Annotated in this window: 9 protein-coding genes, 1 CRISPR repeat array and 1 riboswitch; of the genes, 4 read left to right on the top strand and 5 right to left on the bottom strand. The window is 75.5% G+C overall.

Annotated elements, in window-relative coordinates; genetic code table 11:
* Window positions 1-45: 45 nt before the first annotated feature.
* Window positions 46-1,172: direct repeats of the CRISPR family, unit length 29 nt; unit sequence CGGTCCATCCCCACGTGCGTGGGGCTCGC.
* Window positions 1,173-1,517: 345 nt separating this feature from the next.
* The 5 genes from cobT to D450_RS0125490 form a co-directional block, all read right to left on the bottom strand.
* On the bottom strand, window positions 1,518-3,920 hold the full coding sequence (gene cobT, locus D450_RS0125510) for a nicotinate-nucleotide--dimethylbenzimidazole phosphoribosyltransferase (RefSeq protein ID WP_017541465.1): 2,403 nt from the start codon (window positions 3,918-3,920) through the stop codon (window positions 1,518-1,520).
* A gap of 178 nt (window positions 3,921-4,098) precedes the next feature.
* Entirely contained in the window at window positions 4,099-5,142 is a 1,044-nt protein-coding gene (cobC, locus tag D450_RS0125505) for an Rv2231c family pyridoxal phosphate-dependent protein CobC (RefSeq protein WP_017541464.1), read from the bottom strand.
* Between the two features lie 438 nt (window positions 5,143-5,580).
* Window positions 5,581-6,489 carry a sirohydrochlorin chelatase gene (locus D450_RS0125500; RefSeq protein ID WP_017541463.1) on the bottom strand — a complete coding sequence of 303 codons (909 nt, stop codon included), beginning with the start codon at window positions 6,487-6,489 and terminating at the stop codon, window positions 5,581-5,583.
* A gap of 42 nt (window positions 6,490-6,531) precedes the next feature.
* Complete coding sequence (locus tag D450_RS0125495; RefSeq protein WP_017541462.1) at window positions 6,532-7,152, bottom strand: precorrin-8X methylmutase; 621 nt, start codon at window positions 7,150-7,152, stop codon at window positions 6,532-6,534.
* Window positions 7,149-7,361, bottom strand: a complete 213-nt coding sequence (locus D450_RS0125490) for an indolepyruvate ferredoxin oxidoreductase subunit alpha (protein ID WP_017541461.1) — start codon at window positions 7,359-7,361, stop codon at window positions 7,149-7,151. The genes D450_RS0125495 and D450_RS0125490 overlap by 4 nt, the downstream gene beginning before the upstream one ends.
* 159 nt (window positions 7,362-7,520) lie before the next feature.
* Window positions 7,521-7,762: riboswitch (cobalamin riboswitch) on the top strand.
* 32 nt (window positions 7,763-7,794) lie between these two features.
* Here D450_RS0125490 and D450_RS0125485 point away from each other — a divergent pair.
* From D450_RS0125485 to D450_RS0125470, 4 genes are read left to right on the top strand one after another with little or no spacing between them, the layout of a single operon-like run.
* On the top strand, window positions 7,795-8,514 hold the full coding sequence (locus D450_RS0125485) for an energy-coupling factor ABC transporter permease (protein WP_026128768.1): 720 nt from the start codon (window positions 7,795-7,797) through the stop codon (window positions 8,512-8,514).
* Window positions 8,511-8,891, top strand: a complete 381-nt coding sequence (locus D450_RS0125480) for an energy-coupling factor ABC transporter substrate-binding protein (RefSeq protein ID WP_017541459.1) — start codon at window positions 8,511-8,513, stop codon at window positions 8,889-8,891. The genes D450_RS0125485 and D450_RS0125480 overlap by 4 nt, the downstream gene beginning before the upstream one ends.
* A gap of 16 nt (window positions 8,892-8,907) precedes the next feature.
* Window positions 8,908-9,654 carry a cobalt ECF transporter T component CbiQ gene (cbiQ, locus tag D450_RS0125475; protein WP_017541458.1) on the top strand — a complete coding sequence of 249 codons (747 nt, stop codon included), beginning with the start codon at window positions 8,908-8,910 and terminating at the stop codon, window positions 9,652-9,654.
* Window positions 9,651-10,511 carry an energy-coupling factor ABC transporter ATP-binding protein gene (locus tag D450_RS0125470; RefSeq protein ID WP_017541457.1) on the top strand — a complete coding sequence of 287 codons (861 nt, stop codon included), beginning with the start codon at window positions 9,651-9,653 and terminating at the stop codon, window positions 10,509-10,511. Before cbiQ ends, D450_RS0125470 begins: the two co-directional genes overlap by 4 nt.
* Window positions 10,512-10,754 lie beyond the last annotated feature (243 nt).

Genomic DNA, 10,754 nt, shown 5'->3' with positions numbered 1-10,754 from the left:
GCGTGGGGCTCGCCGCTCCTCATGTCGTCCGCCATGGTGTTGACGCGGTCCATCCCCACGTGCGTGGGGCTCGCCCCGGACCCCGGGGCGCAGCATCGGAAGCCTNCGGTCCATCCCCACGTGCGTGGGGCTCGCCGCAAGGGCGAGATCGCCGCCGCGCAGACCTACGGTCCATCCCCACGTGCGTGGGGCTCGCTTGCGCTCGATGTACATCAGGTGCGTGTGGGACGGTCCATCCCCACGTGCGTGGGGCTCGCGGCAGTCCTCACACCGACAATGCGCTCGTCGCCGGTCCATCCCCACGTGCGTGGGGCTCGCCGGACGACATCCTCGACGCCATAGACCACAACCGGTCCATCCCCACGTGCGTGGGGCTCGCCCCTCGACCAGCAGGAATACACCGCCGACGGGCGGTCCATCCCCACGTGCGTGGGGCTCGCCCCTCGACCAGCAGGAATACACCGCCGACGTGCGGTCCCTCCCCACGTGCGTGGGGCTCGCCCCTCGACCAGCAGGAATACACCGCCGACGTGCGGTCCCTCCCCACGTGCGTGGGGCTCGCCCCTCGACCAGCAGGAATACACCGCCGACGTGCGGTCCCTCCCCACGTGCGTGGGGCTCGCCCCTCGACCAGCAGGAATACACCGCCGACGTGCGGTCCCTCCCCACGTGCGTGGGGCTCGCCCCCATGTCGCCAAACAATCCGGCGGTCGCGCCGGTCCATCCCCACGTGCGTGGGGCTCGCCGGACGACATCCTCGACGCCATAGACCACACCCGGTCCATCCCCACGTGCGTGGGGCTCGCGCGGAGCCCGAGCAGGGACAGGTACCAGAGCACGGTCCATCCCCACGTGCGTGGGGCTCGCCCCTCGACCAGCAGGAATACACCGCCGACGTGCGGTCCATCCCCACGTGCGTGGGGCTCGCTGCCTCGGGCGCGAGCTGTTCGTCCAGCAGGGCGGTCCATCCCCACGTGCGTGGGGCTCGCCTGGGCTGGGTGTCTGCGTGCGGACTCCGGAACGGTCCATCCCCACGTGCGTGGGGCTCGCAGGGCCTTCTAGCATGGGTGACAAGGCTGGACCGGTCCATCCCCACGTGCGTGGGGCTCGCCCCCATGTCGCCAAACAATCCGGCGGTCGCCCCGGTCCATCCCCACGTGCGTGGGGCTCGCACTTGTCCACCTGCGACGACTCAAGGCGTTACCATTTCTTTACCGGAAACCGCCCCCTCGACAGGGGATTGCGTAGTCAATTGACTACCGCCTGCATTCACCGCTCCTCCGCCATGCCTCAAGAACAGGCCATTCACCGGAATCATCCTCCATGCCGCGGTGCACTTCCAGATTCATCCAGATGAATCCGGCCGCATCGAGTCGGTGACGGTGTCGGCGTGCATGTGCACCTGCCCGGCCACGTTCCAGGCCGCGCGGGCGGGACGGCCGGAGGCCGTGTACGACGCCTGCCGGGGCCGCTCGTGCGGCCCCGGCAGGGCTGTCCGGCAGTCGTGGGGCGGTTCCTCAGCGCTCGGTGACGCCGGCGTCCTCGAAGGTCGCCACGTCTCGGAGGGCCCGCGCGGAGGCCTGGAGCAGGGGCAGGGCCAGCAGCGCCCCGGACCCCTCGCCCAAGCGCAGGTCGAGGTCGACAAGCGGGCGCAGGCCGGTGTACTCCAGCACCGCCGCGTGCCCCGGTTCGGCCGACCGGTGCCCGGCGAAGCAGGCCGCCGCCGCGTCCGGGGCCAGCGCCGTGGCGGCCAGCGACGCCGCGCCCGCGATCACACCGTCGAGCACGACCGGCACCCGCAACGCCGCCGCGCCCAGGACGAACCCCGCCAGCGCCGCGTGCTCCAGCCCGCCGACCGCGGCGAGCACCCCCACCGGGTCCGCGGGGTCGACCCGGTGCAGCTCCAGCGCCCGCCGGACCGCCTGGACCTTGCGCTCGTGCATGGCCTCGTCGATACCGGTGCCGGTCCCCGTCACCTCGGCCGGGTCAGCGCCGGTGAAGGCCGCGATCAGCGCCGCCGAGGCGGTGGTGTTCGCGATGCCCATGTCGCCGGTGATCAGGCAGCGGTTCCCGGCCGTGGCCAGGTCGCGTGCCACCTCGATGCCCGCCTCGATCGCGTACTCGGCCTGGGTGCGCGACATGGCCGGGGCCCGGGTCATGTCCGCGGTCCCCCGGGCGACCTTGCGCGGCAGCAGCCCCGGCACGGTGGGCAGGTCGCCGACAACGCCCACGTCCACGACCGTCACCTCGGCGCCCACCTGCGCGGCGAAGGCGTTGGCGACCGCGCCGCCGTCCAGGAAGTTGTGCACCATCTGCGCGGTGACCTCCTGGGGCCAGGCGGTCACGCCCTGGGCGTGCACGCCGTGGTCGCCGGCGAAGATCGCCACCGCGGCCGGCTCCGGGAGCGGCGGCGGACACTCCCCTGCCAGCCCGGCCAGGCGCACCGACACCTCCTCCAGCACGCCGAGCGCGCCGGCGGGCTTGGTCATGCGGCGCTGGCGGTCCTCGGCCTCGGCCGTGGCGCGCGTGTCCAGCGGGCCGATCGTGGCGATGGTCTCGTCCAGCAAACTCGTCGCCTTCTCCCCCGGCAGGCCCCGGCGCCCGTACTGCTCGTGGTGGACGGCCCAGGACAGCGGGCGGCGCTTGGCCCAGCCGCCGAGGGCCAGTTCCGGCTCGGGCGGGAAGTCGTCGACGTAGCCGACGCACAGGTAGGCCACGACCTCCAGGTGCGGCGGCAGGTCGAGCAGGGCGGCCAGGTCGCGCTCGTGGAAGAAGCTCACCCAGCCGACGCCCAGCCCCTCCGCGCGGGCGGCCAGCCACAGGTTCTCCACCGCGAGCGCGGTGGAGTAGGAGGCGGTCTGCGGCTGGGCGTGGCGGCCCAGGGTGTGGCGGCCGCCGCGGGTCGGGTCGACCGTGATGACCACGTTCACCGGGGTGTCCAGGATGGCCTCGACCTTGAGCCCGGAGAAGGCGCGCGCCCGGGCCCCGGGCAGAGCGCGGGCGTACTCGGCCCGCTGCTGCTGCACCAGCTCCTGCACGCGGGCGCGCACGTCCCCGTCCTCCACCAGGACGAAGTCCCAGGGCTGGGAGAAGCCGACGGAAGGGGCCTGGTGCGCTGCGGACAGCACGCGCGTGAGCACCTCGTCGGGCACGGGGTCGGGGCGGAAGCCGGTGCGCACGTCGCGGCGCTCGGCGATGGCCCGGTAGACGGCGTCGCGTTCGGCGGCGCTGTAGGCGTTCTCGTCGGGCGCCGACGCGGGTGCGGACGGCGTCGACGGCGCGGACGGCTCCGCCGGAGCGGGTGCCGGGTCCGGGGACGCGGCGGGGTCGGCGGCGGGCTGCGGGGCGAGGGCGGGTCCGGGGGCCGCGGCCGACCGGTCGGTGCCGCGCGGGGCGCCGTCGGAGGGCTCGGGCTCGGGGACCGCGTAAGCGTGTGCGTTCACGTCTGGGTTCGCAGTGCTCTCTCGGGAGGTGTCCTCGTGCTGGTCAGGCTGGTCTGTGGCGGGCCCGTACCCGGGGGCGGGCGCGGGCGCCGCCGCCGGGGCGGCCTCGGGCGCGGGAGGCGCCGGTTCCGGTTCGGGGCGAGCGGGCTCGGCCCGTGCGGGCTCGGGCTCGGGCCGAGCGGGCGCCGGGGGCGCCTGTTCGGGCTCCGGATCCGGTTCGGGACGCGCAGGCTCGGGGGCCGGCGGCGCGCCGCGGAACGGGATGACGTTGGGCTTGGCCGCCGCCGACCTGCGCGGCGGGGGCGAGGGCGCGTGGAAGGGGTTGGCCCGCTGCGGCGCGGGATCAGGGGCCGACGGCGCCCGGGCCGTGCCCCCGCGGCCCGCCTCGGGAAGGTCGTCCAGCAGCCCGCCGCCTCCGCGGCCGGACTCGTCCTCGGCTCCCCGGTCGGCCGGAGAGCGGTCGTCGTTACCGGTCATGGCGTCCCTCCGCAGGGCCGGTGTGGGTATCGGTGCGGTGCGGTCGGCACGGGGCCGGTCGGCACACGGTGGTCGGGCACGTGGTCTCCCCCTCGGGTCCCCCGTCGGCGGTGCGGTGCCGGACCGGCGACGCGCCTCCGCCGTTCCGGACACTCCACGACCAATGTCCTCATTCGGCTCAGAGCAACTCTGCCAGAATCCGGGCCATCGGGAGCGAGGTCCGCGGTTCCCGCACGGCGATGCGCAGCCAGTCGGCGTCCAGGCCGGGGAAGGTGTCGCAGCGCCGGACGGCGATCCCGCGCTCGCGCAGCCGCTCCCGCAGGCCCGCCCCGTCCTCGGCGCGGACCAGCAGGAAGGAGGCCGCGGCACCGGGCAGCACGTGCACGCCGGCGGCGGTGAGCGCCTCGGCGAACACGGCGCGGTGCTCGGTCAGCTCGCGGGCCCAGGCGTCGGCCTCGGCCAGCGCCCGGGGCGAGCAGCAGGCCTCGGTGGCGGCCAGGGCCGGGGTGGAGACCGACCACAGCGGCTGGGCCCCGCCCAGCAGGCGCACCGTGGCGGGGTCGGACAGCAGGTAGCCGGCGCGCAGTCCGGCCAGGCCCCAGGTCTTGGTCAGGCTGCGTACCACGACCAGGCCGGGCAGGTCGCGGCGGTCGGCCAGGGATTCGGGTTCGCCCGGCACGCAGTCGGCGAAGGCCTCGTCCACGACGAGCACCCGGCCGGGGCGGGCCAGGGCGGCGACGGTGCGCGCGGGGTGCAGCAGGGAGGTGGGGTTGGTGGGGTTGCCCAGGACCACCAGGTCGGCGTCGTCGGGGACCCGTGCGGGGTCGAGGGCGAAGCCCTCCGCGGGGTCGAGGACGACCCGGTCGACGGGGTGCCCGGCGGCGCGCAGCGCGGCCTCGGGCTCGGTGAACTGGGGGTGGACCACGGCGGCCCGGCGGGGCTTGAGGGCCCGGGCCAGCAGCACGAAGGCCTCGGCGGCCCCGGCGGTGAGCAGCACCTCTGCGGGGTCGCGGCGGTGCCTGCGGGCGACGGCCTCGCGGGCGGGGTCCGGGTCGGGGTAGGCCGCCAGGCCGGTGAGGGAGGCGGCGATACGCTCGGCCAGCCAGGCGGGCGGGGCCCCGCTCCGCACGTTCACCGCGAAATCGGCGAGTCCGGGGCCGGTCTCGGCGTCACCGTGGTGCCGAAGATCGACCTCGCCGCCGTGTCGGGCGTCCACCGCCACCGGGGCTGTTCACCTCATTCCCCTGTTCACACCGTCCCCGGGAGAAACCGGGGTGTTCCGGACACATCAGGCGACCCTATACCGGCGCCCCGTCGGCGGAGGCAGTGGCCCCGACGCTCGTGCCCCGGCACCTCGTGCACCCCGGCCTCATCCTGCTCATCGTGCCCGGCGGAAAGCCTCTCCTACCCGGGGCACGGCCTCCCACGGCCGAAGGTCCCACGGTCGGAGCCGTCCCCTGCCACGCCGCGGCACACCTCCGCGGCGACCGGGCCGGACACGCCTCCGCCCCGGATTCGGCCTCAGCGGCCCCGCCCCCTGAGCCGGACGGCGCGGTCCTGTCCACAGGCAGTGCTCCCCGCAGAGAAGCAACAAGCCGCGCCCGGCGAGTACCGGGCGCGGCTCAAGAGAGCGGGACGGGGTCCTCCCCGTCAGGACCGCTCAGTGACCGTGGCCATGGCCGTGTCCGTGCCCATGCCCATGCGAGGGGTCGTCCGGGTGGTGGTGCGGGACCTGGGGCGCCCCCACCTTCTCCTCGAAGCCCGGCATCGCGATCCGGTAGACGCACGTGTCGCAGTTCATCCGGATGTCGCCCTGCAGCGCCTCCTCATAGCGCTCGGCGATCATGTCGGCCAGCCCGTCGCAGTCCCCGATCACCGGCGCGCAGCGCACGTCCAGGTCCGGGTTCTCCTGCGCGTACTCCATCGACTGGTCCACGACGCGGTCCGGCAGCACCCCCGAGAACAGGAAGTACGGCAGCACCACGATGCGCTTGGCCCCCAGGCGCCGGATGCGGTCCAGCCCCTCGGGCACGCTCGGCCAGGCCAGCGAGATGAACGCCGGCTCCACGAACGCCACCCCGCGCGCCTTGGCCTGCCCCTCCTGGAGCAGCCGCGCGACCTTGCACACCTCGGAGTTGGCGTCCGGGTCGGTGGAGCCGCGCCCCACCAGCAGCACCGCCGTCTCCTCGTCGGCGCCGCCCTCCCCCAGCACGTCGTCCAGGCGCTCGCCGAGCAGCCGCAGCATCGTGCTGTGCGGGCCCAGGGGCCGGCCGTAGACGTACTCCAGGCCGTCGTGGCGCTCCTGCTCCCGGGACAGCGCGCCGGGAATGTCGCCCTTGGCGTGCCCCGCCGCGACCAGCATCATCGGCACCGCCACCACCCGGCGGTGCCCCTTGGCGTACAGGTCGCCGACCGCGTCGGTCAGCGGCGGCGGGGACAGCTCGATGAACCCGCCCGCGACCTCACGGTCGTCGAAGCGGCGGCCCAAGCGCTCCACGAACGCCTTGAACTCGGCGACGCCCTTGTCGTCGCGGGTGCCGTGGCCGGCCAACAGCAGCGGGGGTCTCATCCCTGTCCTCTCCAAGCTCCAAGCTCGCGGCCCGCGCGCGTCTCACGCCGGGCCGTCCTCCTCGCGCCCCTCGTACAGCAGCGCGTTCAGTGCGGCTGCGGCCACCGCCGAGCCGCCCTTCTCCGACACGTTGCTGACCTGCGGAAGACCGCTGGCACGCAGCGCCTCCTTGGACTCCGCGGCGCCGACGAACCCCACCGGAAGCCCGATGACCAGCGCCGGGTCCAGCCCGCGGGCGCCCAGCGCGATCAGCTCCTCCAGGGCCGTGGGGGCGCACCCCACCACCCACACCGCACCCGGCCCGACCTGCTCGAAGGCCAGTCGGACGGCGGCGGCCGAACGGGTCAGCCCCTCCTCTCGGGCCAGCCGGGCGGCCTGCGGGTCGGTGATCCGGCACACGCACTCGCGCGCCGTGATGCCCGAGGCGACCATCGCCACGTCCGCCACCACCGGGGCGCCGGCCGCCAGCGCGGCGGCCGCCCTGCGCACGGCGGCGTCGTCGATCGCCAGGTCCTCGGCGTAGTCCAGGTCGGCGCTGGCGTGGATGACCCGCTCGGCCAGCGCGCGGCTGAGCCGGGGCAGGTGCCCCAGGTCGATGCGGGAGCGCAGGATCCGGTAGGACTCCTCCTCGATCGGGTGGACGGTCCGGGGCGTCCTGGTCACCTGCTCTCCTCACCTTCGGTCAGTCGCACGATCGCGTCGGCCGGGCAGACCTCGACGCACTCCAGGCAGCCCGTGCACCGGTCCGCGAGGATGTCCAGGGGCCGCCCGTGGGGGCGGATCGCGTGCTCGGGGCAGGTCAGCAGGCACGCCCCGCAGCCCGTGCAGTCCCAGGTCACGGCGACGGGGGCGGGGCCGGTGGCCTCGTGCACTGGCCGTCCCCCTCATGTCGCCTCGTCCTCGGGCCGCGCCGGGACAGAGTACACGGGCACCGGTCGGAGCCCGCCCGACCGGGGGTGCGCTCCACCCTGAAAAGCCGTGCCCGCGGGGCTTCCGGACCCGTGCCCGGCCTTCTCGCGACCGACCCGCCATTGCGAACCGTGTGCGATCGCCGTACGGTCGGAGAGCCGTGGTGATCGGGAAGTCCGGTGCGAATCCGGCGCGGCCCTCGCCACTGTGAACGGGTAGCCCTCCGCCCCACCGTCCGTCCCCCGCGGACGGCGGCGCAGGCCACTGAGGCGTGCTCCGGAACCCACCGGAGCCCGTCGCGGGAAGGCCGGCGGTGAGGCGGCGACCCGCGAGCCAGGAGACCGGCCACGGCGCACGACGTCCGTCCACGAGGTGCTGGAAGCGGGTCTTCTCACCATGCATATCGCCGAAGGGTTTTTACCCCCGGTGCACGCGGCGGCCTGGACGGCCGCCGCCGCGCCCTTCGTCGTCCACGGCGTGGCCTCCCTCACACGCGCGGTTCGCGCCGACCCCGACGCCAAGCTGCTGCTCGGCGCGTCCGGGGCGTTCTGCTTCGTCCTGTCGGCACTGAAGATCCCCTCGGTGACCGGCAGCTGCTCGCACCCCACCGGGGTCGGGCTGGGGGCGGTGCTGTTCCGTCCCCCGGTGATGGCCGCGCTCGGCACCATCACCCTCCTGTTCCAGGCGCTGCTCCTCGCCCACGGCGGCCTGACCACCCTCGGGGCCAACGTGTTCTCGATGGCCGTGGTGGGCCCGTGGGTGGGGTACGCGGCCTACCGGGCGGTGCGGGCGCTGACCGCACGCATGTCCGAGTCGGCCTCGCTGGGCGCCGGGGTGTTCGCGGCGGCGTTCGCCGCCAGCCTGAGCACCTACACGGTCACCAGCCTCCAGCTGGCCCTGGCCTTCCCCGACGCCGCAGGCGGGGTCGGGGGCGCGTTCGTGAAGTTCGCGTCCATCTTCTCCATCACCCAGGTCCCGCTGTCGGTCATCGAAGGGCTGGTCACGGTGGTGATCGTGCGTCTGCTGACGACCGTGGGGCGGGACCAGCTGCTGCGGCTGGGCGTGCTGCGCGGCTCCGGCCCGGCGCAGCCGGCGACGAGCGGGGAGGCGGTATGAGCACCGAGACCGAGGGGCGCGCCCGCCCCCGCGCCTGGGCGACCTGGGCCCTGGTGGCGGTCGCCGCCGCCCTGGCGGCCCTGCCGCTGCTGATCGGCGCCGGGTCGCACCTGGAGGAGCCCTTCGCCGGGGCCGACGGGCAGGCCGAGGAGACGATCCAGGAGATCGCCCCCTCCTACGAGCCGTGGTTCTCGCCCCTGTACGAGGCCCCCTCCGGGGAGATCGAGTCCGGACTGTTCGCGCTGCAGGCGGCGGTCGGCGCCGGGATCATCGGCTACGCCCTCGGGGTGCTGCGCACCCGCCGCCGGGCGGGCCCGGCCCCGGAGCCGGCCGACCCGGGCGGCGGGGACGGCCGCGCCCCGGCCGCCGACTCCTGATCGGAGGGGCGGCGCGGTGCTCACCATCGACGCCGAGGCCTACCGGAGCCCGTGGCGCACCGTCCACCCGGCCGTCAAGGGCGTGCTCTTCGGCGGCCTGCTGGTGTGCGCCCTGGTCCTGCCCGCCTGGCCCGGCGCCGCGCTGGCCGGGGCGGTCGCCCTCGCGTTCGGCCTCGGGCCGGCGCGGGTGCCGCCCCGGCGCCTGCTGCGCACGGCCGCCGCGCCGCTGGCGTTCATCGCCACCGGCGCGGTGGCGCTGCTGGTGACCGTGGGCGGGCCGGAGGCCCCGGTGGCCTGGGATCCACAGGGCGCGGGGCGGGCCGCCGAGATCGTCGGCCGCGCCTCGGCCGCCCTGACGTGCCAGCTGCTGTTCGCGTTCACCACCCCGCTGGCCGAGGTGCTGCCCCGGCTCACCCGGATCGGGCTGCCCCCGGCGCTGGTGGAGGTGGTGGCGCTGATCTACCGGATGCTGTTCGTGGCGCTGGACACCGCCCGCAGGATCGGGTCGGCGCAGGCGGGCCGCCTCGGCTATGCGAACCGGCGCAACCAGGTGCGCTCGCTCGGGGCGCTGGGCGCGGCGCTGTTCGTGCGCTCCTACGACCGGGCCGCCCGCCTGCAGCGCGGGCTGGAGTGCCGCGGCTACACCGGGGCGCTGACGGTGCTGGTCGACCAGGCCCCGCTGCGGGCCGCACCGGTGGCCGCGGCCGCCGTGCCCGCGGTCCTGGTGGCCGCCGTGACCCTGAGCAGAGGAGTGTGGACATGACGGCCCCCGCCTCCACCGGCACCGCGCCGGTCCTGGCCGTGCGCGACCTGGAGTTCGGATACGCGGACGCCCCGCCGGTCTTCCGCGGTCTGGAGCTGGAGGTGCCCACGGGCGGCGTGCTCGCGGTGCTGGGCCCCAACGGCGGAGGCAAGACGACGCTGCTGCGGCTGCTGGCCGGCAGCCTCCGCCCGCGGCGGGGGCGGGTGCTGGTGGACGGCGACCCGGTGCGGCCGGGCCGCCGCGGCCTGGCCGAGCTTCGCCGCCGGGTGCAGCTGGTCTTCCAGGACCCCGACGACCAGCTGTTCTCGGCCAGTGTCCGCCAGGACGTGTCCTTCGGCCCGATGAACCAGGGGCTGGAGCCCGCCGAAGCGGCCGAGCGGGTCGACGGCGCGCTGGCCGCGCTCGGCCTGGACGGGCTGGCCGACCGGCCGGTGCACCTGCTCTCCTACGGCCAGCGCAAGCGGGCGGCGCTGGCCGGGGCGCTGGCGATGCGGCCCTCGGTGCTGGTGCTGGACGAGCCCACGGCGGGGCTGGACCCGATGGGGGTCGAGGCGATGCTCGACACCCTGGACGGGCTGCGCGCCGACGGGGCGACGCTGGTGGTCTCCACGCACGACGTCGACCTGGCCTACCGCTGGGCCGAGCGGGTGGCCCTCATCGACCACGGGCTGCTGGCGGAGGGGCCGGCCCGCGAGATCCTGGCCGACCACGACCTGCTGTCGGCGGCCCGCCTGCGCTCGGCCTGGGGCCCGGCGGTGGAGCGGGCCCTGCGCCGGTCGGGCCTCCTCCCCGACGGCGAGGACCCCCCGGCGACCCCGGAGGCCCTGGCCGCCCTGCTCAAGCACGCCCGTACCTGAGGGGCCCTGGCCCGGGCCTTGGTCCTGGCCCTAAGCCTGGCTCTGAGCCTGGCCCTGGGCCAGGGAACGGGGCGGAGAACGAGGCGGGCCCGGGGGCGCCTACCACCGAGATGCGGCCGACCGTCGGCATCGCGCCGGTCCAGGTGATGGGCGGCGACGGCACGGCAGGTGCCCCGCTCATGGCTGCTTGCCGGGTGGCGGGGCCCTTCGGTGCTGGGAGATGGGCGGCGACGACAAGGCACA

It is taken from the genome of Nocardiopsis halophila DSM 44494 (genome assembly GCF_000341245.1).
In the GTDB taxonomy this organism is placed as follows: domain Bacteria; phylum Actinomycetota; class Actinomycetes; order Streptosporangiales; family Streptosporangiaceae; genus Nocardiopsis_A; species Nocardiopsis_A halophila.
This window is presented reverse-complemented; position numbering and strand designations above follow the sequence as displayed.

What these genes read in the sequence shown, in the direction of transcription:
- cobT (WP_017541465.1), bottom strand. Translation starts at nt 3,920, where the DNA reads ATGACCGGTAACGACGACCGCTCTCCGGCCGACCGGGGAGCCGAGGAC.
- D450_RS0125485 (WP_026128768.1), top strand. Translation starts at nt 7,795, where the DNA reads ATGCATATCGCCGAAGGGTTTTTACCCCCGGTGCACGCGGCGGCCTGG.
- D450_RS0125480 (WP_017541459.1), top strand. Translation starts at nt 8,511, where the DNA reads ATGAGCACCGAGACCGAGGGGCGCGCCCGCCCCCGCGCCTGGGCGACC.
- D450_RS0125470 (WP_017541457.1), top strand. Translation starts at nt 9,651, where the DNA reads ATGACGGCCCCCGCCTCCACCGGCACCGCGCCGGTCCTGGCCGTGCGC.
- D450_RS0125500 (WP_017541463.1), bottom strand. Translation starts at nt 6,489, where the DNA reads ATGAGACCCCCGCTGCTGTTGGCCGGCCACGGCACCCGCGACGACAAG.